Source organism: Lysinibacillus sp. CNPSo 3705 (assembly GCF_028674935.1).
Classification (GTDB): domain Bacteria; phylum Bacillota; class Bacilli; order Bacillales_A; family Planococcaceae; genus Lysinibacillus.
This window is the reverse complement of sequence record NZ_JAQZSD010000031.1, coordinates 14,835-41,397: the sequence shown is the minus strand read 5'-3', so window position 1 is coordinate 41,397 and position 26,563 is coordinate 14,835. Positions and strand designations below refer to the sequence as shown.

Sequence of the window (26,563 nt, the reverse complement as noted above, 5' to 3'; positions counted from 1 at the left end):
ACAAAATATTTAAAAAATAAAAAAACTCGCCCCTTTCTTAGTCAGAAAGGGACGAGAGAATTCGTATCTCCCGCGGTACCACCCACATTAGTGATTACACTCGGCTCTTGCTTCCTTAACGCGGAAATGAACGGCACGCGCTATTTCACGCGGGCAGACTCAGAAGGCGAGTTCAATTTGCTTTCCTACTAGCTCCCACCAACCGCTAGCTCTCTAAAAAGAACCACAAATTTACTATTCCTAAATCGCTGTCTTTACAAGTATTGCATTTATTCTAATGGAAAGTACTAAAAAGCACAAGACTTTGTTTACATACTACCCATTTTTGAACAATTCAATGCCTATTTGTGAAACTGCAGCTATTTTAAACTACGAGAAAGCTCCGTAAAAATAACGCCTAGCGCATAAGCACCAGCATCCGGATAACCTAGGCTTCTTTCACCAACTGTACCAGCGCGACCCATACGAGCAACGATTTCTTTTGTATATTCCGCTCCTTTAACAGCAGCCTCTGCCCCTTTTTCAAAGGCAGTTTTAAAATCCACACAAGCAAACGCACTTTCTGCCCAAACATTTACACAAGGTGCAAGCGCATCTACAAGCGTTTTATCGCCTACCTCTGCCCCTCTTCCGAAAGAGCGCTCACCGATAGACTGTATACCTTTAAGCGCTGCTTGTAACATTTCAGCAAACTCTCCGACCGTTAATTTCATTTTTCCTGCTACAGTTTTCCCCGCAGCTCGGAAAGCCCCTCCCCAAATGGGTCCAGAAGCGCCTCCACAATGCTCCATAATCACCATAGAACACGCATCAAGGAAAGTCCCAATAGTTAAATGTTCCTGACCTACAATTGAGCCCCATTCTCGTTTTAATTGCTTAAATCCTTTAGCGACGCTCATTCCGAAATCGCCATCACCTGCATGTGTATCTAATTCGCAGAAAGGTACTTCGTTCTTGATAATAATTTCGCTCATTTTATCTACGAGATAAATCATATTATTTAAGGTGATGACCTCACTCTTGATAATAGCGTGTTCTTCCACTGTTTCCGTCTCAAAGAAAACTCGTTTCTCTTCTATATTGTCATGAATATCTACGTATTCTACACTATCAACGGGTCCCTCTACCTTAAATGCAGGTGTATTACATTCTTTCGATAGTAATGTTTTCAGCTCATTATCTAGTTTCATTACTGTTAAAGAAATCCCAGCCATATCAATACTAGTCATGTAATTGCCGACAAACGTTCTATTGATTCGTATCTTTCTTTTACTTAATTCTCTAGTAACTGCATTGTTAAACAGATAAAGTTCTTGAAGCGGTGTACCGCCAAAGCCATTTACTAGAACAGCAATTTCAACACCTTTATCTAATGCTAAATCTTTCACAAGGTCATTTGTCATACGAATAGCTAATTCATCTGCAGTCATAATTTTTTCACGTTTTCTCCCGGGCTCTCCATGAATACCGACGCCATATTCCATCTCATCTTCACCCAATTTAAAAGTCGGTGATCCACTAGCTGGAACCGTACAGGAAGTTAGTGCTAGACCAATTGTTCGAACATTTGCCGCCGCTTTTTCCGCAACAGCTTTCACCTGTAGCAAATTCATACCTTCTTCTGCTGCCGCACCAGCGATTTTATGCACTAACACAACCCCTGCAACGCCGCGTCTTCCTACTGTATAAAGACTATCCTCTACTGCAATATCATCATTTACGCGAACGTACTCTACTCGAATGCCATCCTCAGTAGCTAAGTAGGCACCATTTTTAAAGTTCATAATATCTCCGCTGTAATTTTTAATGATGAGCAATGTACCTTTTTTGCTGGCTGTTGCTTTAATGGCTTGATATACCTGTATTTGCGAAGGAGAAGCAAATACGTCACCGCATACTGCAGCATCAAGCATTCCTTTCCCTACCAATCCGGCATGTGCCGGTTCATGACCACTACCGCCACCGCTAATTAAAGTTACCTTATTGTCATTCATTTCTTTTTTCTTCATTATTTTATATTTTTTTAACAACTCAAGTTCCGGATGAGCCATAACCATCCCATTGCACATTTCCATAACGAGAGTTTCAGGTTGATTTATAATTTTTTTCATTTTTATTCCTCCCCAGTAAGCTTGGTTACATTGTTCATAACCTATCCCTATCCATACTTCTATAATTATTCATAAGCGATTTCTGCTATGATTTTGAAAGCATATTGTTATTCATTATAGTAAAATGAAAGCGCTTTATCTCAGAAGGACAAAATGAACGATTTGGCTAAAGACACTCGGCTTTTTTTATGTTGTAGAGATGATTGTCATGACCTCTCAAGCAGTTGAGGATCTTTGCGAAAGCCGAATTCTTTCAAATAAATTAAGAAAACCCAAACAATGGCAAAACACCGTATGAGTGTCTTGCCATTTATTCGGGTTTTACTTTAGCTAAAATACTTTTGCCCCAGCATGTTACTTCGCTTTCGGTGAGAATAATTTACTGCCCGTTAACGCGGGATAATTCCTGACATTCATGAAAAGCAAAATGCTTACATCCAATACATTTATTTGTATCTAAATAACTTAAAGCCTTATTAATCGCTTCTCCTGTACGCTGATAGAAATTATCTTCACCAATTTCAGCATATAAACCATTTTTTTGTAGTGTCAATTCCACTTCATCTTGCACACCTGTAACTAAAATAGTGCCACCTTGAGCTTTAAAATTCCGGATGACATTACCAAAATATGTCTCACCTGTCGTATCTAAAAAGGGTACTTTACTCATCCGTAAGATCAAAACTTTCTGTTGTTGTTGAATGGAACTTACTATGGCCTCCTCAAAAGTTTGAGCTGCGCCAAAGAAAAGAGGACCTTCAATTGTATAAATACTAATTTGTGGACAGTCACGTTTCTGATGAACAACATGTGATTGTACCTTCCCACTTTCTTTCGAATGATCCGGTAATACTTTTGTTACGACAAGCTTTTCGCTCATACGCTTCGCAAACAATATGACCGCTAACACAAGTCCAACCTCTACAGCTAATGTTAAGCTCGTAAAAACAGTCAGTAAAAACGTAATCATTAAAACGAGGGAATCGCCAGATTTTAATTTAACAATATGCGCAAAATGCTTTTGCTCACTCATATTCCAAGCTACAACCATTAAAACTGGAGCCATACTTGCTAACGGAATATGTGAAGCAAAGGGCGCTAGTATTAATAAAGTGACTAAGACAAATACACCGTGAATAACCCCTGATACCGGTGATACGGCACCTGTTTTAATATTTGTTGCAGTTCGAGCAATAGCCCCTGTCGCAGGGATTCCTCCAAAGAAAGGAGTGACGATATTAGCAATCCCTTGACCAACAAGTTCTCGATTACTATTATGTTTTGTATTTGTCATACCATCTGCTACTACTGCCGATAGAAGTGATTCAATGCCACCTAACATGGCGATCACAAAGGCTGGTCCAATAAGTAGCTGTATGCGTTCTAATGTGATATCTGGAATTGCAAAATTCGGTAATGTATTTGGAATTTGACCATAGGCCGTTGCGATTGTGGCAACTTGTCCAGAAAAAAAGAACGTTGCCACTAATGTAGAAACAACAATGCCAACTAACGCCCCTGGAACTTTGGGTAAAACTTTAGGTGTTATCAAAATAATGATAAGACTAATGATTGCTATTAAAACACTATAAAAGTTTGTTGTGCCAATATGCATAACAATTTCTTTTACATTGTCAATAAAATACTCATGCCTTTTAATATTAGTCAAACCTAAGAAATTAGCGATTTGGCCTGTAAAAATAATAACGGCAATTCCTGCTGTAAATCCTATTGTCACGGGTCGCGGGATAAATTTTATTAATGAGCCAAGTTTAAATATCCCCATTAAGCACAACATAATTCCTGCCATTAACCCAGCGATTAGTAAGTTTTCATAGCCATACGAAATGACTACCCCTAGCAGAATTGGCACAAACGCACCTGTAGGTCCCCCGATTTGATATTTCGAACCACCCAAAAGAGAAATAAGTATTCCAGCAATAAAAGCTGTATATATTCCATACTCAGGCTTAACACCTGACGCAATAGCAAAAGACATTGCCAGCGGTATTGCCACAATGCCGACAATGACTCCTGATATTAAATCTTTTTTCAAATGATGAACAGAATATCCTTCATATCGTCCTGTAAACAGTGACTTCATCTATAAATCTTCCCTTCAAAATAATAAGCAAGGTAAATGTTTCATAAGAACACAGTCTACAAAATTAATTTAATCCTCTTCATTATTTTCGTTAATCGTCATTTCTTCTAATCTTGAAATTGTATTTATCAAATGATTGTTGAAAATATCCTTTGCAACACCAAGTAATTCCCCAATCATCGGATCGCTTAAAGAATAGTAAACTTTTTTCCCCTCTTTCGTCCCATGCACAATATTTTTGCCTCGCAATACACTTAATTGCTGAGAAACAGCTGAGCCCTCTTTTTCTAAGCAGCTTTGAATTTCATTGACGTTTTTTTTACCATCTACTAGTAATTCTAGAATTCTGATTCGTAATGGATGTGCTAAAGCTTTAAAAAAATCTGCCTTAAATTGCTGCAAGCTCTCTTCCACATAAACCCCTCCAAGCAACTTCAATTTCATATATTCAAATATTTGAATATGTATGATAGATTGTACGCCACAATTTGTTAACTTTCAATATCAATTATTAAAAAACGAGCAAAAAACGTGTTTCCCACACATTTTTTGCTCGTTTTGAAAATATTTTCGTTAAATTTAACTACTAATTTGTCACTGTTTTCTTATTTCGTAAAGGATAATCATAGATAAGGCATGGAATAATCGCAAACAATACAATAATTACTAGCATTAATACGAGTGCAATCATGCCAAACTGGTCAACCATAATACCACCAAATAGAGGGCCAATCATACGACCTGTAGTTGCCGCACTATTAATAATCCCTTGATAAAAGCCCTGACGCCCTTTTGGTGCAAGATGATTGGCGATGGTAGGTAAAGCAGGCGTATAAAACATTTCACCAAAAGTTAGCACAACCATTGCTGCTCCAAACATTTTAAAATCACTCGCAAATGCAATGATGCCAAAGGATATTGCGATTAAGGTAACGCCAAAAACTAATTGACGCTTCAATTTATTTTCCCAACGTTTCACTAGCGGTGCAATTAGCGGTTGCCCTAAAACAATAAGTAGGCCATTAATTGTCCAAAGTAAGCTGTACTGTTTCAACCCTAATCCTAAATCTTGCGTATAGGAAGAAATAGTCGCACTCCATTGTGAATAAGCTAGCCAGCATAACACAGAGGATGAACTAATAATTAATAGTGCATAAAACGGTGCTTTATTAATAATTCGCTTACTTTCACTCACGACATTCTTCGGTGCAATGCTTCCTTCTTCAAATCGTTTAAAAGTAAAAAACGCTATAAAAAAGAACAATATATACATAGCTAAGTTGACAATAAAGACGTAGTCAAATTTATAATCAGCAACAACACCGGCAAGTGCAGGACCAATCGCCACTCCTACATTTTGAGCTAAATAAATTGCGTTAAAAGCCTTTCGTCCGCCCTCAGGCCACGCAGTTCCAGCTAAAGCAAACATTCCTGGGAAAACAATACCCCCACTAAAGCCAAGTATCGTTAAAATCCACACATAATGTGGCCAGCCGTGCCAAATCGTTAAAGCTACTAATGAGGAAATTGTCAAAAGAATGCCCAACATTGTTGATTTATAGCCACCTATTCTATCAAATAAGTAACCACCTAAGAGATTTCCTAATACGCCGGCAGCAGAATTCAGCATCAACACAAAGCCCGCCATCGCAAGTGATTTCCCTAAATAATCGTGCATATAAATGGCGTTTAAAGGCCATAAAAATGAGTTGCCTGTTGTGTTCACAAACATTCCGATAATTAAAAACCAAACACTTTTTGGCATAGAACGACCTCCATTGTTTCGCTACTCTAAATAGTTAGTTTATGTTGAAAAATACAAAAGCACAAGAAAAATAAATTTACTCTTTTTACTTAGGCTTTAGAATAATGTAGGTTTCGTTCGGTACTCCTCATGATTTGCTCGGAGTCATTCACATAAATCATGACGGAAGCACTAGCACGTGATAAAATATAATGTTAGAGGAGTGAAATAAATGACAGAGACAAACTTTCCTTTTCCTTCAGATGGGAAAAGATATTATACATGGAATCGCTATTTACGTGAGCAATTTGGTCATAAAGTTTTTAAAGTAGCACTAGACGCAGGCTTTGACTGTCCAAATCGTGATGGTACTGTTGCCTTCGGAGGTTGTACGTTTTGTAGTGCAGCAGGTTCAGGTGATTTTGCAGGCAATAAAGTTGATCCTATCGAGGTACAATTTGCTGAAATTCGTGACAAAATGCATCAAAAATGGAAAGACGGCAAATACATGGCCTACTTCCAGGCATATACAAATACACATGCACCACTTCCTGTATTAAAGGAAAAATTTGAAGCTGCGTTGGCTCAAGAGGGTGTTGTTGGATTATCCATTGCAACGCGCCCAGATTGTCTGCCAGATGATGTAGTTGAATATTTAGCTGAATTAAACGAGCGTACCTATTTATGGATTGAGCTCGGACTTCAGACTGTGCATGAAAAAACCGCAAATCTTATCAACCGCGCCCACGATTATGCAACATATGTGGAAGGTGTTAACAAGCTACGAAAGCATGGTATTCGCGTATGCTCGCACATTATTAATGGTCTTCCACTTGAGGACTATGACATGATGATGGAAACTGCTCGTGAAGTTGCAAAACTTGATGTACAAGGCATCAAAATTCATTTACTACACCTTTTAAAAGGTACACCAATGGTTAAGCAATATGAAAAGGGCATGTTAGAGTTTTTAGATCAGGACGTTTATACAAAGCTTGTAGCAGATCAACTTGAAATTCTACCACCGGATATGGTTATTCACCGTATCACAGGCGATGGACCAATTGATTTAATGATTGGCCCAATGTGGAGTGTTAATAAATGGGAAGTATTAAATGGCATTGATGCTGAGCTTGAGAAACGCGGAAGCTGGCAAGGGAAATTTTATCGTGCTGAGGTAGCCAAATGAAGCTACAACGTGTTTTACAATATGCACAACAGCTACTAACAGATACAGTTGAAGAGGGAGACACTGTCGTAGATGCCACAGCGGGTAACGGCCACGACACATTGTTTTTAGCACAGCTTGTCGGCGATGAAGGGCAAGTGTACGCATTTGATGTTCAAAAGAGCGCTGTTGATGCAACTCTCCACCGCCTTTTAGATAATGGCTTAGAGCACCGTGCCCTTGTTTTGCACAGAGGGCATGAAGAAGTAGCCAACTATGTACACAAGCCGGTAGCTGCTGCCATTTTCAACCTTGGGTATTTGCCTGGTAGTAATCACGACATCGTTACACAGCCAAATACAACGATACAAGCAATTGAAGATTTGCTAAAGCTGCTCAAAATCGGTGGTCTTATTGTCCTTGTCATTTATCACGGTCATCCAGGTGGTAAGGAAGAACGAGATGCAGTGATAGAATATGTCAGTCAACTTCCCCAAAAATATGTACATGTATTAAAATACGAGTTTCTAAATCAACAAAATGATCCACCCTTTGTGATAGCTTTGGAGAAAATGAAAGATTACTCGTAAAGTTAAATAGAACGTTTCGATATAAGGCGTGATTCCGATAGAACATTGGAATCAGCCTTTTAATTTTGACAAGAAAATATCCCCCGATGGCGCGGGGGATAGGGAGGAGTACTTAATTATTACTTTCATGTCAAATTACCTTAATTAACTTCGCTTAGTTAGATTTTAAAAGTGTTTGTTGTTTCATTGCATCCACATATCGTTGATTGACTTTATCCCAATCGACAGTATTCCACCAATTCGTAACAAATTCAGGTCGGCGATTTTGATATTTCAAATAATATGCATGTTCCCATACATCAATAACGAGTAACGGAATTTTCCCTTCTTTTAAAGGTGTGTCTTGGTTAGCTGTACTCATAATGGTTAATTGTTCGCCATCTAGCACTAGCCAGCCATACCCACTTCCAAAGCGGGCAATTGCTGCTTTAGAAAGCTGATCCTGAAAATTATCAAACGTTTTAAAATAATAATCAATCGCCTTTCCCATATCTGCAGTCGCTTTGCCACCACCACAGGGACTCATCAATTCCCAAAATAAACTGTGGCAATAGTGACCTCCACCATTATTTTGTACAGCTGTTTGAATGTCAGCTGGAAGTACATCAAGGTTGCGTAATAAATCCTCTAATGACCGATTTTGCAAGTCTTTATGACCTTCCAAGACCGCATTTAAATTATTTACATACGTAGCATGATGCTTAGAATGATGAATTTCTAATGTTCTAGCATCAATATAAGGCTCCAACTGATCATAATCATATGATAGTTTCGGTAAATGGAACACAGTCATCTTTTCACCTCCTCCCAAAAAGTTTCTTAAAGGAAAGATAATTTCCTTAAAACAAAATATACCTTCTTTTTCTATTGCAGTCAACAGAAAATTTATTTTCTTTTTATAAAATCAAAAAAGCTATCTAATAGACTATTAAAATCTATTAGATAGCTTTCTCTTTTTTATCTATTTATTTTTACGTTTGTCATTATAGTCTATCCAGAAATCTGCTCCTTTAATTCCTAGTTTACGAGGATCAAAAACAGGATCTTTTCCTTCTTTTTTCTGTTTCTCATAGTCCTTTAAAGCGACTATAGCAGGCTTCATAATAATTAATATCGCTAACACATTAATCCAAACCATTAGACCTAGCCCCACATCCCCCATTGCCCAAGCAAGATCGGATGTACGGATTGTACCGTAAAATGCAGAAATTAAAATTGCAAATTTAGCCAGCCATATGACGACTTTTTCTGTAGTTCCTGAGAATAGATAAGCTACATTTGTTTCGGCAATGTAGTAGTATGCCATAATTGTCGTAAAAGCAAAGAAGAATAAGGCAATCGCTACGAATGGTCCACCAAAACCTGGTAGTGAAGAGTCAACTGCATATTGTGTGTATGCTGCGCCTTCTTTAATACTTTTCGCAAATGTGATTTGTTCTTCTCCAGTTAATTCGCCTTTATTGAAATCGCCAACATAAACAAATGAATCAGCGCCCGCTTTTTCATCGTGTACATTATACATACCCGTAAATAAAATCATAAATGCTGTAGCTGAACAGATTAATAGCGTATCAATATACACAGAAGCTGCTTGAACGATACCTTGTTTAGCAGGGTGTGATACTTCTGCTGCCGCTGCCGGATGCGCGCCTGTCCCTTGACCTGCTTCATTTGAATAAATACCTCGTTTAACACCCCATGCAATAGCGGAGCCAATAATACCACCAAAAATTTCTTGCGCTCCAAATGCGCTAGAAAAAATTAACGAAAATACAGCTGGTACTTCTTTAATATTCATGACAATAATGACGATGGCCATCAAAATATATGCTAATGCCATAAACGGTACAATGACCTGTGCAGCATTGGCAATCCATTTTACACCACCGATAATAATCGTACCTAATAATACGACAATAATAAGTCCTGTTATCCAAGTTTTAACATCGAAAGCGTTTTCAACTGCTGTCGCAATTGCATTCGATTGAACACCTGGCATCAAAATTAACATGGCAGCTAATGCGGCAACAGCAAAAATAACTGCAAACCACTTTTGCCCCATTCCTTTTTCTATGTAAAAAGCTGGCCCGCCACGATATTCTGTATCTTTCTCTTCTTTATAAATTTGAGCCAACGTCGACTCCACGTAAGCAGTTGCCGCACCGATAAAGGCGATTGCCCACATCCAAAAAACAGCACCAGGTCCCCCCATCCCGATTGCTGTAGCAGTGCCGGCAATATTACCTGTACCTACTCGACCAGATAATGCAATAGACATTGCTTGGAAAGAGGAAATCCCCTTATCCGATTTTTCGCCTTTAAACATTAAAACAAACATATCTTTAATATGTCTTACTTGTAGGAATCGTGTAATGATTGAAAAGAAGAGCCCAATTAACAAAATGCCATAAATAAACCACGGTCCCCATAAAATCTCATTAATTTTCCCAACGATTGTTTCCATCTTACCCCTCCAATTTGAAAAGCATCACTTTAAGTCATTATAGTATTACACTTTTCTGAAAATTACAACATTATATTTAAGAAACAAAAAGTTAGTAATTTTTCTAGTTAATTGGAGAGGAAATTCACTATTCAATTATATAGCCAATTCTGCGCAGAGCATTATTAATAAAATCTCGTATATAAACAAAAATCTCGTCACGTTCTACTTCATGAAATAGATTATGATAACAGTTTGCCCATTCTTTGAATTGAAACTCTGTAAATTCCATCTGATAAAGCCAATTCCTTGTTTGTTTAGTTTCCGTAATATTATCTTTTTCAGCGGTCATAACTAACATCGGCCTATTTGGGAATTCAGCCTTAGGCAATAACACTAAATTGCGCATCATTTGTTGTAGCTCGCGATACCATTTCACTGAAACAACAGATGAAAAAGGAACTTCATCCTTCATCTCATCTCTACCTTCTATACTGCGCGTTAATGATTCTAATGTAATTTCATGGGTCAGTTTCACATTGGCAGTCAAGGCACTTAAACTTGTTAGAGCATTTGAGAGTTTACCTGGCAATAGCTTTAAATGAAGCCATGGTGAAGTTAAAATAATTCCTGCACATTCATATTTTCGTTTTTGCATGGTATGTAGTAATAGAGTCGCGCCAAGCCCGTGTCCTATTAAAATGACAGGTAAATTATACGAAAATGCATTCTCGATTAAATTTCTTGTATATTTGTTGTATTCTTTAAAATCTTCATCGTGAATTTTTGAATATCCTACATTTACTCCATGATTAGGTAAATCCCCCATGACTATGTGGAAGCCTTCCAATCTAAGTTTTTCTATAAGCCATGCATACCAACGGTGATTTTCATATGCACCATGAAGAATAGCAACCACAGCCTTTGCTTGTCCATCAGCTTCCCATTTCCACATTTCACATAGTCCTCCTAAAAAAATAATTACACAATGATTATATCGGAATATCTAGATCATTTTAATTTTATATTTCCATCATGTTGCGTATTTGATACGATAATATTACATCATAGAAAGAAAAGAGGCGATACTCATGATCTATCCATTTAAAGGTAAAAAACCCAATATCGATCCTTCTGTTTTCATTGCTGATTATGCAACAGTTACTGGCGACGTTACAATAGGTGCTGAAACAACCATTTGGTTTAACACAGTTATTCGAGGAGATGTATCACCAACAATTATAGGAAAAAGAGTTAGTATTCAAGACCTCTGTTGCTTACATCAAAGTCCCAAATATCCACTCATTATTGAAGATGAAGTAACAGTAGGACATCAAGTAACTTTACATAGCTGTACGATTCGAAAAAAAGCCTTAATAGGTATGGGCTCTATAGTATTAGACGGAGCGGAGATTGGAGAGGGTGCATTCATTGGGGCGGGTAGTCTAGTTCCTCCAGGTAAAGTAATTCCTCCAAATAGCTTAGCACTTGGCCGTCCTGCAAAGGTTGTAAGAGAATTAAATGATGAAGATAAAGAAGATATGGAACGCATCATACGTGAATATGTAGAAAAGGGTCAATACTATAAATCTCTTCAACCAAAAGATTAACTTAACTAAATCAAAGCAGCTCACGTTTTCTTGGGTAACCAAGCCCTCCATGATTATGATTAGGAGCTTTTTTTTTCGTTAAAAACAGTGAAAGGGGCTATAAGAATATTGAGCCCCTTTCTGTAATAGTATTTTAAAATATTTTTCCAAACACTTCATCGCTTTAGCTGAATAGTTTATAAACCTGCTTTTTCTTTTAATGCGTCAGCTTTGTCTGTTTGTTCCCAAGGTACATTTAAATCTGTACGACCAAAGTGACCATATGCGGCAGTTTGCTTATAAATAGGACGACGAAGGTTAAGCATTTTAATAATCCCCGCTGGGCGTAAATCAAATAGCTCGCGTACCCATTTTACAATTTCACTTTCTGTAACTTTTCCTGTCCCAAATGTATCAACAGCAATAGATACAGGTTGAGCAACACCAATCGCATAAGCAAGTTGTACTTCAGCTCGATCAGCTAAACCAGCAGCTACGATATTTTTCGCCACATAGCGTGCTGCATATGCCGCTGAACGGTCTACCTTAGTTGCGTCCTTACCTGAGAAAGCACCTCCACCATGACGTGCATAGCCACCGTATGTATCAACGATGATTTTACGTCCAGTTAAACCAGCATCCCCTTTAGGACCACCAATTACGAATCGGCCAGTTGGGTTGATGAAATATTTAGTATCGGCATCTAGTAATTCACTTGGAACAACTGGAGCAATAACGAATTCTTTTAAGTCTGCTTGAATTTGCTCAAGTGTAGCTTCTTCATCATGCTGTGTTGAAATTACAATCGTATCAACGCGTACTGGTACATTGTTTTCATCATATTCAACCGTTACTTGCGTTTTTCCATCTGGGCGTAAATATGCTAATTCACCAGATTTACGTACTTCCGTTAAACGACGAGCTAATTTATGCGCCAAACTAATTGGTAATGGCATAAGCTCTGGCGTTTCGTTACATGCATAACCGAACATTAAACCTTGGTCACCTGCACCAATTGCTTCAATGTCAGCGTCTGTCATAGAGCCTTCACGCGCCTCTAATGCTTGGTCAACGCCTTGGGCAATATCAGGTGATTGCTCGCCAATCGCAACAAGTACTGCTAGGTTTTCAGCATCAAAGCCATACTTCCCACGTGTATAACCGATTTCTGCTACAGTATCACGAACGATACCTTTAATATCTACATATGTAGAAGTAGTAATTTCTCCTGCTACTAACGCTAAGCCTGTTGTTACTGTTGTTTCACACGCTACACGTGCGTTTGGATCTTCTGCTAAAATAGCATCTAAAATGGCATCCGAGATTTGGTCACAAATTTTGTCTGGATGTCCTTCTGTTACACTCTCTGATGTAAACAGTCGACGGTTTGTCATTTGATTTTCCTCCTAATTACTTTTACAAATAATATTTGCGAATTAATACGGTACTCATTACCCATGTCAAGTTCGCCCATAAGGATTGAACTCTCAAGCCGTTGTTGCTGTCGTTGCACTTTCGCACAACTAAACAGCTGCTGCTGCTTTTAACACGAGGATTTTCGAAAGATCCGTCATTATAATAAGGAAAGGACTGTATACTTACCTTTAATTCGTTTAAAACAATAAAAAAATCCTTTTCTCACGCTTACTTAACATGAGGAAAGGAATAATGACTTCGTAACCTTTCACTCTTATCGTTCAAGGGAGTTTCCCCTTGCATCAGATTGGCACCAGCGCATGTCGTGAAATAGTTCATGCAGGTTGCCGGGTTTCACAGGGCCTGACCCTCCACCAGCTCGGGATAAGAGTATCCGTTCAATATCTCATAATACGTAAATGGTCGAACATTGTCAAATATTTTTATCTTCTTCCAGCTTTTATGCGAAAACCATTTAAAGTCTCTGGTCGAAATTATGCTGTGGCATAATTGATTGTATTCTTATAAAGAAAGTATGGGCTTTATCCAGCAAAGAATTTTCCTTATGCTGTAAATTAAAACAAAATAATCCCTACTCTCCACCTCACATCATGTGTTAACATATGTGTAACCCTTTACAGTACATTTTGTAGCAAAAGCAAGGCGTTAGCTACAGAACATGTGGTGGATGAAAATGATTGTAGCCCCTTTTTAGTCGAAGACACGCTCCAACTACAAAAACAAGCTAAAACTTCACATCCTGTGCGAACCCCATGTCAGCTAAGCTTCCAAACACAATTTTGCTGTGTCGAAAGTGAATGTGTGATCACTTATAAATAGGGTAAAAAGCATTATCAAAACGAATCAATTTACTTTTTGTCGTTTTCTTGAAAAGTAATAAAATCTGAAAAATAATTTCTGAATTAGTATAGATTATTTAAGCAATTGTGTTATACTATTTTTGAAATTAAGAAAATCTCCCTCAGACTCAAGGGAATACTATAAAAAAGGATGGTATTTAATCGATGAATTCAGTAGAAATTGCAAACGAACTGAAGGAATTATTAAACGGCGGTAACATTAATGTTCAACTTTCAGTACCACAATTAGCTGAAAAAGCAACATCTCGTGGTGAAGCTATGTTAACAGTAGATGGCGCAGTTCGTGCAGAAACTGGCAAATACACTGGTCGTTCACCTAAAGATAAATATACGGTAGAAGAAGAGAGCACAAAGGATAAAATTGACTGGGGAAAAGTTAACCGACCAATTTCTTCTGAAGTGTTCGATAACTTATATGTAAAAGTAGTAAAATATTTAAAAGAACGTGACGAATTATTCGTATTCAAAGGCTTTGCTGGTGCTGACAAAGATTCACAATTAAGCATCCAAGTAATCAATGAATACGCTTGGCACAATCTTTTCGCTCATCAATTATTTATCCGTCCAACTGCAGAAGAATTGGCTTCTCATGTTGCTGACTTCACAGTTATCTCAGCTCCTAACTTTAAAGCAGATCCTGCTATTGATGGTACTGCTTCTGAAACATTCATCATTGTATCACTTGAAAAGAAAATTATCCTAATCGGTGGTACTGAATACGCTGGTGAAATCAAAAAATCTATTTTCGGTATTATGAACTACTTGTTACCACAGCAAGGCATCCTTTCAATGCACTGCTCAGCAAACGTTGGTGAAGCTGGAGATGTTGCATTATTCTTCGGTTTATCTGGTACTGGTAAAACAACTTTATCAGCTGATCCTGACCGTAAGCTTATTGGTGACGATGAACACGGTTGGTCTGATAACGGTGTATTCAACATTGAGGGCGGTTGCTATGCAAAAACAATTAACCTTTCTGCTGAAAAAGAACCAGAAATCTACAACGCAATCCGCTTCGGTTCTGTTCTAGAAAACGTAGCTGTTGATCCAGAAACTCGAGTTTGTGACTATGATGATGGTTCATTAACAGAAAATACGCGTGTAGCTTATCCAATTCAATACATCGAAAATATTGTTGATCCATCTGTTGCAGGTCACCCAAAAACAATCATCTTCTTAACAGCTGATGCATTTGGTGTATTACCTCCAATCAGTAAATTAACAAAAGAGCAAGCAATGTACCACTTCCTAAGCGGTTTCACATCTAAACTTGCTGGTACAGAACGTGGTGTAACAGAGCCAGAACCAGTATTCTCCACTTGCTTCGGTTCTCCATTCCTTCCACTTCCAGCAACAGTTTATGCTGAAATGTTAGGTCAAAAAATTGACGAGCACGGTGCACAAGTATTCTTAGTGAACACTGGTTGGACTGGTGGCGAATATGGTACTGGTAGCCGAATGAAGCTTTCTTACACTCGTGCAATGGTACGTGCAGCCATTGATGGCAAATTAACTGCTGTTGAAACAATTCAAGATTCAGTATTCGGTTTAAACATTCCAACTTCTATTGAAGGTGTACCGACAGAAGTGTTAAATCCTCGTGATGCATGGGCAGACAAAGCTGCTTATGATAAAAAAGCTGCTGAACTTGCTGGTTTATTCAACGAAAACTTCAAGAAATTCTCAAATGTTTCTGAAGCTATTACTAAACTTGGCGGTCCATTAAAATAATTTACTAAGCAAAGGGAACGATTTCAGTCGTTCCCTTTTTTTATTTCCCTATTTTAGAAAATCTACTTTTCATATTAGTAACTTTGTGTATAATTCATAATAGTAGTTTTAGGGGGATATATATGAAAAAAAAATATAAAGTGATAATTACAATTGTTAGTCTGCTATTAGTATTGTTTGTGGTGGCTGGATTTTTTGCAGGGAATTATTTTTATAATTTTGCCTTAAATCCTAATACTGATAAATCAGATGTGTTTAATGCTCCGCACAATTCTATTGCTGTTAGTCCTAAGGATGCTAAAGAAAAAGAAGAAAGCGAGAAGTGGTTTAAAGACAATTACAAGGACTCTTATATACAGTCTTTCGATGATTTAAAATTACATGCCTATACACTTAAAAATACAAACGAAACAAATAAATGGGCAATTGTTTTCCATGGATATTCATCTGATGGCTCACAAATGACAAAGTATGCTAAGCATTTTTATGATACAGGCTACAATGTTCTCGTACCTGATGCAAGGGCTCATGGAAAAAGTGAGGGTGACTATATCGGTATGGGTTGGCATGATCGACTTGATGTAGTCTCTTGGATTAATAATGTGATCAGTGCTGATAAAAACGCTGAAATTGTTTTGTATGGTGTTTCCATGGGAGGTGCTACAGTGATGATGGCCTCAGGAGAGGATCTACCTGGCAATGTTAAGGCTATTATTGAGGATTGTGGTTATTCCTCAGTTTGGGATGAATTCTCCTATCAATTGCAAGCACTCTTTAATTTACCTGAATTCCCCATTATGCAGTTTTCTTCAATTGTAACGAAAATAAAAGCTGACTATACACTTGGTGAAGCTGATAGCGTCAAGCAAGTAGCAAAATCGAAAACACCTATGCTATTCATTCATGGAAGTAATGATACATTTGTTCCATCTGATATGCTAGATCAAGTATACGAGGCTGCCAATGTACCAAAGGAGAAATTTATAGTTGAAGGTGCCGGACATAGCCTTGCACAAAGCGTTGCTGGAGACGCTTACTGGAAAACTATTAATAACTTCTTAGCAAAATATACAGAGTAAATATTTTTTTCTACCGTACAGGAAGCACCTGTACGGTTTTTTAGTCTACCTGAGCCATTCTTCGGGCTCGCTGAGCAGTTTTTTAAACAAAAAAGTTCAAAGCGTCATCTACTGACGTTTCATCCATTCACACAGTGCATGTACTGTTGCTCGATTTTCGGCCGGTGGAAACTGATGAGCATGGCGAGGATCATACCATGTTTCATACCTTTTATTAGCATCCTTTAAATAAAATTCTAATTGTCTCGCATGCTCAATATCTACATTTTCATCACGATAGCCATGAATAATAAGTACTGGAGCCGTAATGTGCCCTATCTCAAAAAGTGGTGTTCGTGCATCATAAGCATCTGGTACACGATTAGGCGTCCCGCCAATAACCCGCTTCATCATCCTGCGCATATCTGTCCGCTCCCAATATGTAGCTGTTGCATCAGATACGCCTGCCCATGTCACAACAGATGTAATATCTCTACGTAAAATAGCAGTCCAAAGGGCCATAATGCCACCACGTGAAAAGCCAAAGACATGAATATTATCATTGCAAAACTGTTTTAGCACGTCTACTGCGTATACAGCGTCATACCGATCAGCTCCTGCAAATTCATCTCGACCTTCTCCACCTCGATTGCCACGGTAATATGGAGCAAAAACGATAAAGCCTTGAGCTGCAAATTGCGCGACACGCGAAGGTCTAACCATGCCAATGCTTTGCATGCCTCCCCGTAAATATAAAAAGCCATCATATGTACCCTCTGCCTTAGGTTCCGCTAGTAATCCCTTCACACGTAGGCCATGTGATATATACGTGATTTCCGTTAAACGAATAGCTGGATTAGGCGAAGGATAAGGACGTTTTCCAACGATCTTACCATTGATCATAATGCTTCAACTCCTCCAGCATTTTTTGCATTCCTGCATCCTTCATATGAAAGCTTAAATGTGGATGGTGAGCAAATTCTTCATCCGTTAGCCAAATCATCCCTGAAGTTTCTAAATCGAATTCAATGTCCTCCTGTCCCGCAAACTGCGCGGTAAAGACCGTTTTACAAAATAAGATGTCATCATGAACGGCGTATTGTGCAAACCATCTAAGATTTTTCACATGCACACCAGTCTCCTCGAATACTTCCCTAATTGCTGCCTGCTCCAATGTTTCCCCAGGTTCTTGCTTTCCACCTGGAACCTCGACACCACGTCGTTTATGAATCGTACATAACCACTTATTTTCATGTTTTAATAACACAAGTACATGCTTAGGCTCCGTGTCCAATTCGCCTCTTTTAAAACTTAAATCCACTTGTAAACCATTTAAATCTGTAAATGTAAACATGCTCTTCAACTCCTTATTCTAAATTCATACACTGAGTCGAATCAGCGTTACCATGATGACCTTTTATTTCACTATAGAGTATTCATGTATGTACAATCAACAAATAAAATCACTAATATTACTTCATTAAACGATGCGATAGGCGTCTATATAACAAGAGATAATACGACATCTACTATTATGTTCATTCGATCTCGAGTGCCCACAAACTATCATGTTTTTTGCCTAAAAACATGTGCCAAGAGAAATTAGCTTTCAACAATAAAAAAAGAGTCACTGATGTTTTTCAGTGACCCTACCTTTAGACACGTTTATTGAAATATGGAAGTTGTTCAACAAATGCCTTCGTATCCGCATCCCCATACTCATGAACAAGTGCATAGATTTTTTTTAATCGCAAATCAATTTCATCATTTTCTCTATCAAGATGATACTGTATATATGGCAATTGTGCTCGCCACGCATTCGCTATTTCTAACATTTGCATTTGCTGAAAAATCTTTTCAAATACATCTAATGCTTGGCGATCTATGTTGAGTTCAAAGTTCCACTGTCCTGCATATGGATTTGTATAATACGTTCTATTGGCAAGTGAAAAATATACACGTTGACGATCCATCTCTACAAAACACTCCTTTTATCATAGTATGGTGGTAAAAGGACTGTTTTATTCGCTGGAATGTCAAACTTCCTTCACAACTAAGTAAGATTATCTAATTTATAATAGAAAGTATGAATAAGGAACGGAGTGAATGCCATGAGTTTAATCACACTCTTAGTTGTAGCAGCAATCATCGTAATATTAGTAACGGTCGCGACTATTTTAAGTGTCAACCGTGCGTATGCTTTTAAACATACAGTCGATGATAAACCACAGCAAAGCTTTCATCAAGATGATGACTAGTTCATTTAGTACATTTTTTTAAGACATTCTTTTATAATATTATTAACAATAGAATTTGGAGTGAACGCAATGGGAGTACCATTACCAATAATTATTATGATCGCAATGATGATGCTTATGTTTGGCGTTTCTGTAATTGTCTTGTTGAAGAAAAAAAGCAATTTCTTTACCCAAACTATCGATGCTAAGCCTAAGCAAATCAACGCTCAACAAAAGGATAAACAACTATGAAATATCCCTTTATATGGCTCATTAAGTTTTACAGAAAATTTATATCACCTATGACACCGCCATCCTGTCGCTTCCATCCTACATGCTCCTCCTATGGACTTGAAGCTTTTCAAAAACATGGTGCCATTAAAGGATTCTATTTAACAATTAAACGTATATCAAAATGCCATCCGTTCCATCCAGGTGGCTTTGATCCAGTACCAGAAAAATGGCCTTCGAAAAAGAATTAATTTTCGAGGGTCATTTTTTCTTGTGCTTTTATCAGATGTGCGTTATTATAGGAACTGTTCTAAAAAATAAATCGTAATGATTACTATTTGAAAGAGGTATGCTATAAGATGAAAAAAGTATTTTTGTTATTTTTAGTTACAGTTCTTGCCCTATTCACTGCTGCCTGTGGGAATAAATCAGCAACATCCAAACAGTCAGAGACAAAGGATAAATTAACAATTTATACTACTGTCTATCCATTAAGTTATTTTGCACAACGAATTGGTGGCGATTTTGTAGAGGTTTCTTCAATTTACCCTGCCGGCGCCAATGAGCACACATTTGAGCCAACACAAAAAGATATGATGAAATTAGCAGATGCCGATATATTTTTCTATATAGGCTTAGGGCTAGAAGGCTTTGTTGAAAATGCTAAAAAGACTCTAGCTAATGAAGATGTAACACTGGTAGCAACTGCAGATCAGGTTTCAGATGAAAAATTAGCTGTGAGCACAGGTCACTCACATGATGATCACGAAGATGAAGATGAACACGGACATGAAGACCATGATCACGGACATGAAGATGGACACGGACATGAGGACCATGATCACGGTAATGTAGATCCACATGTTTGGCTATCTCCAACTATTAGTCAAGACTTAGCACTTTCCATTAAAAACACTCTAGTTGAAAAAATGCCAGCACAAGAAGCTACATTTACAGCTAACTACGAGGCATTAGTAAAAGAACTACAAGATTTAGACAATGAATTTAAAGCTATGGCGGATAAAGCGCAAGAGAAAACGTTCTTCGTATCTCATGCAGCATTTGGCTATATCGCAGGACAATACGGCTTAAAGCAAGTTCCAATAGCCGGGTTAAATTCACAAAACGAGCCTTCTCAAAAAGAACTTACGGCGATTGTTGATAAAGCAAATAAATTGCATATTCACTACATTTTATTCGAGCAAAATGTCTCTTCTAAATTAGCTGAAGTTATCCAAAAAGAAGTTGGAGCAGAATCTCTTGTTTTGCATAATTTAAGTGTTTTAACAGCAGATGATGTAAAGAATAATGAAACTTACTTCACCCTTATGAAGAGAAATATTAGAACTTTAAATACTGCAATGAAATAATCGTTTGGACATGAACAAAAATAAATGAGTAAGGAGGTGCCCCGAACAAAATAAGGCACCTCCTTTATTATGACGTACTTTTCTTGTGGCATTCTTTTTTTCACTCTATAAATACTACTTAGCCCTTTTTTCTTATGGATAGCATTTTGTATTATCTTTCGATTACCCTTTACTTGGGCTATATTACTTTTTTCTAAAATGATTGGTTCCCATTCATTTAAATGCACCTGAACAGCATTATCGCTGTTATTACTTTTTAAAAGCAGTCTAGACTGTTCAATTAATTGTTTTACTGTTTGTTTATTGTTACTTAAAATGAATAGCCCTTTATCAAAGGCAAAATGACTATCCAGTATTGGTTTCGTAACAACTTCAACCTTATCCGTTTTTTGTAAATCAACATAAGCTTCACTTGTAGCAGCTGGGAAACTCGCATAGTCCCAAGAGTGATCCTGAGCTAATTGGCGATCAGACACTAAAAAATAATGATAACGGACCTCACCCTTACGATCAGGCAATGGATCATCCCATGTAACATCGATATGATACCATTCATTATCAAGCTTCACTAAAACCCAGGCGTGTAATTGTTCCCCTACATTTCCTGGTACATATTGTACTTCAAAGCCTAGCTTCTCTAGCATTCGATAAAGCACTAGAGCGTATGCCTGACAAACTCCCTTGTTCTCCGTAAGTAATGTGTAGGGAGAATATTGACTTCCTTTCGTGTCCTTCGAATATTCAGCAGATAGAACGATAAAATCATGTGCAGCCTGTATTTTCTGCAATTCACTTAATCCATGCATAGGTGTAATAATATTTGTCAAAGTCTGTTCTACGAATGCCTCCTCTTCCTGTGTAATATGATAGGTAAACACAAAACTAATGACAATATTATTGGCATAACCATCATATTTCCATTTAAAACTAGAAATATTGGCGTAAATATATGGATCCCGAATAGCTTTTTTTACAAGCTCTGATAGTTCATCTTTTATTTCTGACGTATTACCAGTATAACGAATATCAAATTCAGTAGATAATTGCATAACTTGTTTTTGAATGAGATGTTGTAGTGTTTCTATTGTATTGGCCGTTGCGATATTCTTTTGTTCATAGTTTGCGAATACTTGCACATGACTCATTTGTAGAACAAATAATATAATGACAACATTATATATATATTTTCTCATATGAGTCTTTCTCCTTTAATAACTAGTTTATGCGTGTTATTTCTTATTATGTTAATGAATGATTAATTTAATCGTAAAAATTTACTAAAAATGACTTATCAAAATTATGCCTCGGCATAATTGCGTCCAGAATCGGCTTTGTTCTTGCACAAAGCCGATTCTGTGACATCCGTCGGAGGCTTTTGGCCAACAAATGTTTTTTGCGCGAAAGCGAAGCGGCGGCGGCAACAGTGATGAGGGTCACTCGGTCGTTGCCACAGGACGCGGCGTTCTTAAACTGATTTCCTCTATCTCAGCGAATGTTTGGACACCCATTGAAAGAAGTTAAAACGATTAAAAGAAGCCTTCTTTGAAACTAAATTTATATAGTAAAGCCTGTATCGTTGATTACCAAGTAATCATTGATACAGGCTTTTTTATAATACTTATTCAATTAACCCTTTAAGTGCAAATTTCACAATTTTATTTTTTATAAAACATGAGTTGTTAAGCCAACCCTGCTTACTTAAATTTCCAAAGCAGGTTTTAATGCTTCCCATTCTTCTCTTAAAATGCCCATACGAATAGAATCATAATATTTGTCTTCATAAAAGCGTACTTTTCTGATACGAGCTTCCATTTGCATACCTAACTTCTCTCCAACCCGAATCATTCTATCATTCCCTGACCAAGTAGTTAAACCTACTCTTTGAAGTGGTAATGAATTAAATATATGGTTAAGCCAAAGTTTTAGTGAACGAGTTCCTATTCCTTTATTCCAATTTTGACCTTCGTGTATAACAATACCTATTTCCAACCAGACAGATTGTTCATCTTCAAAATAATAAGAAACAATCCCACATACAGCTTCATCTACTGTGATAACCCACATATTTTCTTTACCAACCCATGTTGGTGCAGTTTCCATAAATTTTTCAAATGGAATAGATTTATGCGGAAAGTAAGGTGCATCCCATTTCTTCCATTCTGGTGCATCTTCTTTATAAATTAACTCCCATAGTTTCGATAAGTCTTGCTCCTCAATTGGACGGATTATTAATTCGTTATCTTTGTACATACAATTCCTCTTTCCAATATTTTTTTAATTCATTGATTGAAAAGAAGATTTTCCTCTACTTTTCAATCACCTTGTTGAAATGATTATGTTTCATCGTTATCACACCTTTCCTCGTTATGTTGCAATTGTATCATTTATCCAATTTTGATATAAATAAGTTTTTTAAAAAAAGAGAGCGCATTAATCTATTACTAACCCCCATAGACCTAAGAAAAACTAATTCTGTTGGAGAGTATCAAGCAACTCCCTCCGCTTATATTAGCCTACACTTTAGCGAAAAAAACATGTTGGCCCAAAGTGACTCATCGGATGCCCCTTGAAGGCGCCATATGGAACCGAAATCAACCAATTCATATAATGAATCCATTTAGAGGGTTCATCTGTGCAAAAGCGAATATAAAGATCCCCTCTCTCATTTTATTTTCAATGACAATTACAAAGGAACCTTTTTAACTAATGCTAATGGGTTCACTTGAAGGCGAGTTATTTTAAACCCACAAATTCTTTCATTACTTTTTAGCAATATTTCATAATAAAGAGCATCGATTCCGATGCTCTTTATTGTGAAAATTTATTAAATTCTTTTTGTCTCAGTAATTTTAGGTTCATCATATGAAATAATATCGATTGTATGGTTTAAACAAGGAATTTGATAGTGATAGTGAACAAACTGCTTTTCAGGAAAAATAACTTCAACAATTGTTCCCTCTTTAATAAAATCCACATATCTTGATTTAGAGTAAATTCTAAAAAGATTACCATCGGAAATTTCGTAATCATCCATTACCGTAAAAGATTCATTAATAATGGAGTAAGCAATATATGTTTCAAAATCCAATTGCAAAATTGGTAGATTATCATCAACATCAATTGAGGATGCTTCTATTTCAACTTTATCTGTAATTTACACGAACTCCTTGGTATTGTTCACATTACACCTATCGATAAGTACTCTCATTCTGGTTCAAACAATTTGTTTAAATAAATAGATCCTTTAAATTTCATCAAATCTTGAAAATTCATTGCTTTACCCCTATTTTGTTAAATCCTTAATGTCAAACACTTATAACGGAGGCTTCTTTTTGTTATTCGTGCATTAATTTTCTACGAAGTAGCTTATTGGCACCGTTTCGAGGGAGCTCGTCCGTAACAATAATATCTTTTGGTATTTTATATTTCGCAAGCTTCTTTTGACAAAATGCTCGTATTTGCTCTACCTGTACTTCTTCTTTTAATACAACAAAGGCGATTGGTACTTGCCCCCAAGCATCATCATCAATCCCACATACTCCCGCTTCTTTAACAGCAGGGTGTGTAAGTAGTACATTTTCGATTTCAGCAGGATAAATATTTTCGCCACCTGAAATAATTAAATCAGCCCGACGATCAATGACAAATAAATAACCATCTTCGTCTATATAACCAATATCCCCGGTATGAAGCCATCCATCAATCGTTGCAGTTTTGTCGGCAAACCGACCAATATACCCCGGTGTAACATGTGGGCCACGTATGCAAATTTCTCCTTCACCTTTGTCATTCGGCTCAGCAATGCGAATTTGATTGAAAAATAACGGTTTTCCCGCAGAACCAATTTTTCGCATCGCATCCTCATTAGCTAATGTTGCAGTTTGTGACGAAGTTTCAGTCATACCATACGTTTGAGCTACAGCTAAATTTAATTTATGTGCTCTCTTTAAATAATTTTCTGGCACTGGTCCACCACCTGCTAGCATCATTTTAAATTTCGGTGAGGCTTGTGCGTTTTTCTTTTCAAGGGTATGTAAAATCCTTTCCAATGTGACAGCGACTACCGACATATGTGTAACCTCGCCATCCATAATATTTTTGGAAATGGCTTCTGCATCAAATTGATCATATAAATGCACTTTATTGCCGTACAATAGTGAGCGCACTAAAATAGAAAAGCCACTAATATGAAAAAGGGGTACAGCACATAACCAAGTATCATCCGCATGCAAACCAATATTTAAAACGGATGCCGTTGCACTTGCCTGGTGATTTCCGACAGTTTGACAAACGCCCTTTGGAAAACCAGTAGTGCCAGATGTATACATAATCGATGTCGTTTGGTTTAAAGACCATTCTTTCGTAATATCAATAGCCGCTTCCGTACTTTTTTCTATAGTAGAAAATAAATAATAAGACGTATGTGATGGTAATTTTTCAACATCCTCATCTGCAATTAATACTGCCATAGCTTTTGAATCCTCTAGCTGATAGGCAATTTCATTCTGTGTTAGCCTACGATTTAGCATGACCATTTCACATTGTAAATGCATACACGCGTACATCATAATGACCAAGGAAGGCTTACTCGGCCCCATTATAGCAATACGGTCTCCTTGCTTAATATCCAGTGCTGTAAGTTGACGTGCACGTTTTAACGATAAATCATTTAATTCTTGAAATGTCCAAGTCTGCCCATTATATGTTAAACCGTTTCGTAAAGGTGTTAAATACGCTCGCTGTAAAATCCAATTTAAATACATCTCATTATTCCTCCAATCAGCCTAATCTTACCGCTTTATCGCATCATCCGTCTATTCGGTACTCCGACACGATTTTCTGCTACTTGATTATGCAATTTAAGTCACTTGACATGCTGTTCCGCTGCTAAAGCATGAGTTTCCGTCGCTAAAGCATCTTGTTCCGTCGCTAATACATCATGTTCCGTCGCTAGCCATAACTTTCCATCACTCTAGCAAGTTTATCCGTCTCGTTCCTTTAGATATACAAAAAGCTCGTATCTCATTAAGATACGAGCCGTTCAACGTTTCAGATAATCAAGGGAATCTTGGGAATTGACCGAAATCTGGTTGACGTTTTTCTTTGAATGCGTCACGACCTTCTTTAGCTTCATCTGTTGTGTAGTAAAGAAGAGTAGCGTCGCCAGCCATTTGTTGAAGACCTGCTAAACCGTCTGTATCTGCATTCATCGCTGCTTTTAAGAAGCGTAGAGCAGTTGGAGACATTTGTAGCATTTCTTCACACCATTGTACAGTTTCATCTTCTAGTTGCTCATAAGGAACAACCGTGTTAACTAATCCCATATCAAGTGCTTGCTGTGCATCATATTGACGGCAAAGGTACCAAATTTCACGCGCCTTTTTATGTCCGATAATACGTGCAAGATAGCCTGAGCCATACCCAGCATCGAATGAACCAACTTTTGGTCCAGTTTGTCCAAAACGAGCATTGTCAGCAGCAATTGTTAAGTCACAGACAACGTGTAATACGTGTCCTCCACCGATTGCATAACCTGCAACCATTGCTACTACAGGTTTTGGAATAACACGGATTAAACGTTGTAAATCAAGAACGTTTAGACGTGGGATTTCATCTTCACCAACGTAGCCGCCATGGCCGCGTACTTTTTGGTCTCCACCTGAACAGAAGGCATGCTCACCTTCACCAGTTAAAATGATAACCCCAACATTTTTGTCATCACGTGCACGTGAAAAAGCATCGATCATTTCCATTACCGTTTTTGGTCGGAATGCGTTGCGCACTTCTGGACGGTTGATCGTAATTTTTGCGATACCGTTATAGAACTCATACTTAATGTCTTCATAAGTATGTAAACTTGTCCATTGACGTGTCATTGAATTGCCTCCTA

General features: G+C 37.5%; 24 protein-coding genes, 1 pseudogene, 1 riboswitch and 1 other annotated feature. Of the genes and pseudogenes, 9 read left to right on the top strand and 16 right to left on the bottom strand.

Translation table 11 applies throughout. The features are described 5' to 3' along the window. Positions 1-44: 44 nt before the first annotated feature. Positions 45-258, bottom strand: a binding site (T-box leader). 101 nt (positions 259-359) lie between these two features. From dhaK to PVA17_RS14195, 4 genes are all read right to left on the bottom strand, one after another. Continuing rightward, on the bottom strand, positions 360-2,111 hold the full coding sequence (dhaK, locus tag PVA17_RS14210) for a dihydroxyacetone kinase subunit DhaK (RefSeq protein ID WP_132364572.1): 1,752 nt from the start codon (positions 2,109-2,111) through the stop codon (positions 360-362). 379 nt (positions 2,112-2,490) lie between these two features. Further along, positions 2,491-4,215: a SulP family inorganic anion transporter gene (locus tag PVA17_RS14205; protein WP_274068043.1), complete on the bottom strand. Its 1,725-nt coding sequence runs from the start codon at positions 4,213-4,215 to the stop codon at positions 2,491-2,493. Positions 4,216-4,284: 69 nt separating this feature from the next. Beyond that, positions 4,285-4,629: an ArsR/SmtB family transcription factor gene (locus PVA17_RS14200; protein ID WP_132364576.1), complete on the bottom strand. Its 345-nt coding sequence runs from the start codon at positions 4,627-4,629 to the stop codon at positions 4,285-4,287. A 172-nt stretch (positions 4,630-4,801) separates the two neighbouring features. Beyond that, positions 4,802-5,980: an MDR family MFS transporter gene (locus PVA17_RS14195; protein ID WP_274068042.1), complete on the bottom strand. Its 1,179-nt coding sequence runs from the start codon at positions 5,978-5,980 to the stop codon at positions 4,802-4,804. A gap of 211 nt (positions 5,981-6,191) precedes the next feature. On the opposite strand from PVA17_RS14195, the gene mnmL reads away from it, so the two are divergent. Beyond that, entirely contained in the window at positions 6,192-7,148 is a 957-nt protein-coding gene (mnmL, locus tag PVA17_RS14190; protein WP_132364580.1) for a tRNA modification radical SAM protein MnmL/YtqA, read from the top strand. Beyond that, positions 7,145-7,717, top strand: coding sequence for a tRNA 5-(aminomethyl)-2-thiouridylate-methyltransferase MnmM (mnmM, locus tag PVA17_RS14185; RefSeq protein WP_132364582.1), 573 nt, complete (start codon positions 7,145-7,147; stop codon positions 7,715-7,717). The genes mnmL and mnmM overlap by 4 nt, the downstream gene beginning before the upstream one ends. A 154-nt stretch (positions 7,718-7,871) precedes the next feature. Here the strand turns inward: mnmM and PVA17_RS14180 are convergent, their stop codons facing one another. The 3 genes from PVA17_RS14180 to PVA17_RS14170 all read right to left on the bottom strand — a co-directional run bounded on the left by PVA17_RS14180 (position 7,872) and on the right by PVA17_RS14170 (position 11,115). Then, positions 7,872-8,510, bottom strand: coding sequence for a superoxide dismutase (locus PVA17_RS14180; RefSeq protein WP_274068041.1), 639 nt, complete (start codon positions 8,508-8,510; stop codon positions 7,872-7,874). A 168-nt stretch (positions 8,511-8,678) separates the two neighbouring features. Then, the gene (locus tag PVA17_RS14175) at positions 8,679-10,181 is read right to left on the bottom strand and encodes an alanine/glycine:cation symporter family protein (protein ID WP_132364586.1); all 1,503 of its coding nucleotides are present in this window, start codon (positions 10,179-10,181) and stop codon (positions 8,679-8,681) included. Between the two features lie 127 nt (positions 10,182-10,308). Further along, positions 10,309-11,115: an alpha/beta hydrolase gene (locus PVA17_RS14170; RefSeq protein ID WP_132364588.1), complete on the bottom strand. Its 807-nt coding sequence runs from the start codon at positions 11,113-11,115 to the stop codon at positions 10,309-10,311. A 136-nt stretch (positions 11,116-11,251) separates the two neighbouring features. Between PVA17_RS14170 and PVA17_RS14165 the strand changes: the two genes are divergently transcribed. Beyond that, on the top strand, positions 11,252-11,770 hold the full coding sequence (locus PVA17_RS14165) for a gamma carbonic anhydrase (RefSeq protein WP_132364590.1): 519 nt from the start codon (positions 11,252-11,254) through the stop codon (positions 11,768-11,770). Positions 11,771-11,946: 176 nt separating this feature from the next. Here PVA17_RS14165 and metK read toward each other — a convergent pair whose 3' ends face one another. Then, positions 11,947-13,143: a methionine adenosyltransferase gene (metK, locus tag PVA17_RS14160; RefSeq protein WP_132364592.1), complete on the bottom strand. Its 1,197-nt coding sequence runs from the start codon at positions 13,141-13,143 to the stop codon at positions 11,947-11,949. A 293-nt stretch (positions 13,144-13,436) separates the two neighbouring features. Further along, a riboswitch (SAM riboswitch) is annotated at positions 13,437-13,556 on the bottom strand. 634 nt (positions 13,557-14,190) lie between these two features. Between metK and pckA the strand changes: the two genes are divergently transcribed. Continuing rightward, on the top strand, positions 14,191-15,777 hold the full coding sequence (gene pckA, locus PVA17_RS14155; RefSeq protein WP_132364594.1) for a phosphoenolpyruvate carboxykinase (ATP): 1,587 nt from the start codon (positions 14,191-14,193) through the stop codon (positions 15,775-15,777). Between the two features lie 122 nt (positions 15,778-15,899). Next, complete coding sequence (locus PVA17_RS14150) at positions 15,900-16,856, top strand: alpha/beta hydrolase (protein ID WP_132364596.1); 957 nt, start codon at positions 15,900-15,902, stop codon at positions 16,854-16,856. 108 nt (positions 16,857-16,964) lie between these two features. On the opposite strand, the gene PVA17_RS14145 is transcribed toward PVA17_RS14150, so the two are convergent. From PVA17_RS14145 to PVA17_RS14135, 3 genes are all read right to left on the bottom strand, one after another. After that, entirely contained in the window at positions 16,965-17,741 is a 777-nt protein-coding gene (locus tag PVA17_RS14145; protein ID WP_274068063.1) for an alpha/beta hydrolase family protein, read from the bottom strand. Beyond that, positions 17,725-18,189 carry an NUDIX domain-containing protein gene (locus PVA17_RS14140; RefSeq protein WP_274068040.1) on the bottom strand — a complete coding sequence of 155 codons (465 nt, stop codon included), beginning with the start codon at positions 18,187-18,189 and terminating at the stop codon, positions 17,725-17,727. The genes PVA17_RS14145 and PVA17_RS14140 overlap by 17 nt, the downstream gene beginning before the upstream one ends. Positions 18,190-18,490: 301 nt before the next feature. Further along, on the bottom strand, positions 18,491-18,808 hold the full coding sequence (locus PVA17_RS14135; RefSeq protein ID WP_132364602.1) for a transposase: 318 nt from the start codon (positions 18,806-18,808) through the stop codon (positions 18,491-18,493). A 138-nt stretch (positions 18,809-18,946) separates the two neighbouring features. Between PVA17_RS14135 and ytzI the strand changes: the two genes are divergently transcribed. The 4 genes from ytzI (at position 18,947) to PVA17_RS14115 (ending at position 20,673) form a co-directional block, all read left to right on the top strand. Beyond that, positions 18,947-19,093: a YtzI protein gene (gene ytzI, locus PVA17_RS14130; RefSeq protein WP_132364604.1), complete on the top strand. Its 147-nt coding sequence runs from the start codon at positions 18,947-18,949 to the stop codon at positions 19,091-19,093. A gap of 69 nt (positions 19,094-19,162) precedes the next feature. Beyond that, positions 19,163-19,324: a hypothetical protein gene (locus tag PVA17_RS14125; protein ID WP_248716946.1), complete on the top strand. Its 162-nt coding sequence runs from the start codon at positions 19,163-19,165 to the stop codon at positions 19,322-19,324. Further along, the gene (yidD, locus tag PVA17_RS14120; protein WP_082172819.1) at positions 19,321-19,554 is read left to right on the top strand and encodes a membrane protein insertion efficiency factor YidD; all 234 of its coding nucleotides are present in this window, start codon (positions 19,321-19,323) and stop codon (positions 19,552-19,554) included. The genes PVA17_RS14125 and yidD overlap by 4 nt, the downstream gene beginning before the upstream one ends. Positions 19,555-19,662: 108 nt before the next feature. Continuing rightward, positions 19,663-20,673, top strand: a complete 1,011-nt coding sequence (locus tag PVA17_RS14115; protein ID WP_274068039.1) for a metal ABC transporter solute-binding protein, Zn/Mn family — start codon at positions 19,663-19,665, stop codon at positions 20,671-20,673. On the opposite strand, the gene PVA17_RS14110 is transcribed toward PVA17_RS14115, so the two are convergent. The 5 genes and pseudogenes from PVA17_RS14110 to menB all read right to left on the bottom strand — a co-directional run bounded on the left by PVA17_RS14110 (position 20,619) and on the right by menB (position 26,549). Next, complete coding sequence (locus PVA17_RS14110) at positions 20,619-21,866, bottom strand: transglutaminase domain-containing protein (RefSeq protein WP_274068038.1); 1,248 nt, start codon at positions 21,864-21,866, stop codon at positions 20,619-20,621. The genes PVA17_RS14115 and PVA17_RS14110 overlap by 55 nt on opposite strands. A gap of 505 nt (positions 21,867-22,371) precedes the next feature. After that, positions 22,372-22,923 carry a GNAT family N-acetyltransferase gene (locus tag PVA17_RS14105; RefSeq protein WP_132364610.1) on the bottom strand — a complete coding sequence of 184 codons (552 nt, stop codon included), beginning with the start codon at positions 22,921-22,923 and terminating at the stop codon, positions 22,372-22,374. Positions 22,924-23,497: 574 nt separating this feature from the next. Next, a pseudogene (locus tag PVA17_RS25290) lies at positions 23,498-23,946 on the bottom strand (hypothetical protein). A gap of 62 nt (positions 23,947-24,008) precedes the next feature. Then, positions 24,009-25,436, bottom strand: coding sequence for an o-succinylbenzoate--CoA ligase (locus tag PVA17_RS14095; protein ID WP_132364612.1), 1,428 nt, complete (start codon positions 25,434-25,436; stop codon positions 24,009-24,011). Positions 25,437-25,730: 294 nt separating this feature from the next. Then, the gene (gene menB, locus PVA17_RS14090; RefSeq protein ID WP_132364614.1) at positions 25,731-26,549 is read right to left on the bottom strand and encodes a 1,4-dihydroxy-2-naphthoyl-CoA synthase; all 819 of its coding nucleotides are present in this window, start codon (positions 26,547-26,549) and stop codon (positions 25,731-25,733) included. Positions 26,550-26,563 lie beyond the last annotated feature (14 nt).

Bases quoted from the DNA above. Each gene is read 5' to 3' on its own strand.
- dhaK (WP_132364572.1), bottom strand. From the start codon at position 2,111: ATGAAAAAAATTATAAATCAACCTGAAACTCTCGTTATGGAAATGTGC.
- PVA17_RS14205 (WP_274068043.1), bottom strand. From the start codon at position 4,215: ATGAAGTCACTGTTTACAGGACGATATGAAGGATATTCTGTTCATCAT.
- PVA17_RS14195 (WP_274068042.1), bottom strand. From the start codon at position 5,980: ATGCCAAAAAGTGTTTGGTTTTTAATTATCGGAATGTTTGTGAACACA.
- mnmL (WP_132364580.1), top strand. From the start codon at position 6,192: ATGACAGAGACAAACTTTCCTTTTCCTTCAGATGGGAAAAGATATTAT.
- mnmM (WP_132364582.1), top strand. From the start codon at position 7,145: ATGAAGCTACAACGTGTTTTACAATATGCACAACAGCTACTAACAGAT.
- PVA17_RS14180 (WP_274068041.1), bottom strand. From the start codon at position 8,510: ATGACTGTGTTCCATTTACCGAAACTATCATATGATTATGATCAGTTG.
- PVA17_RS14175 (WP_132364586.1), bottom strand. From the start codon at position 10,181: ATGGAAACAATCGTTGGGAAAATTAATGAGATTTTATGGGGACCGTGG.
- PVA17_RS14170 (WP_132364588.1), bottom strand. From the start codon at position 11,115: ATGTGGAAATGGGAAGCTGATGGACAAGCAAAGGCTGTGGTTGCTATT.
- PVA17_RS14165 (WP_132364590.1), top strand. From the start codon at position 11,252: ATGATCTATCCATTTAAAGGTAAAAAACCCAATATCGATCCTTCTGTT.
- metK (WP_132364592.1), bottom strand. From the start codon at position 13,143: ATGACAAACCGTCGACTGTTTACATCAGAGAGTGTAACAGAAGGACAT.
- pckA (WP_132364594.1), top strand. From the start codon at position 14,191: ATGAATTCAGTAGAAATTGCAAACGAACTGAAGGAATTATTAAACGGC.
- PVA17_RS14150 (WP_132364596.1), top strand. From the start codon at position 15,900: ATGAAAAAAAAATATAAAGTGATAATTACAATTGTTAGTCTGCTATTA.
- PVA17_RS14140 (WP_274068040.1), bottom strand. From the start codon at position 18,189: ATGTTTACATTTACAGATTTAAATGGTTTACAAGTGGATTTAAGTTTT.
- PVA17_RS14135 (WP_132364602.1), bottom strand. From the start codon at position 18,808: ATGGATCGTCAACGTGTATATTTTTCACTTGCCAATAGAACGTATTAT.
- ytzI (WP_132364604.1), top strand. From the start codon at position 18,947: ATGAGTTTAATCACACTCTTAGTTGTAGCAGCAATCATCGTAATATTA.
- PVA17_RS14125 (WP_248716946.1), top strand. From the start codon at position 19,163: ATGGGAGTACCATTACCAATAATTATTATGATCGCAATGATGATGCTT.
- yidD (WP_082172819.1), top strand. From the start codon at position 19,321: ATGAAATATCCCTTTATATGGCTCATTAAGTTTTACAGAAAATTTATA.
- PVA17_RS14115 (WP_274068039.1), top strand. From the start codon at position 19,663: ATGAAAAAAGTATTTTTGTTATTTTTAGTTACAGTTCTTGCCCTATTC.
- PVA17_RS14110 (WP_274068038.1), bottom strand. From the start codon at position 21,866: ATGAGAAAATATATATATAATGTTGTCATTATATTATTTGTTCTACAA.
- PVA17_RS14105 (WP_132364610.1), bottom strand. From the start codon at position 22,923: ATGTACAAAGATAACGAATTAATAATCCGTCCAATTGAGGAGCAAGAC.
- PVA17_RS14095 (WP_132364612.1), bottom strand. From the start codon at position 25,436: ATGTATTTAAATTGGATTTTACAGCGAGCGTATTTAACACCTTTACGA.
- menB (WP_132364614.1), bottom strand. From the start codon at position 26,549: ATGACACGTCAATGGACAAGTTTACATACTTATGAAGACATTAAGTAT.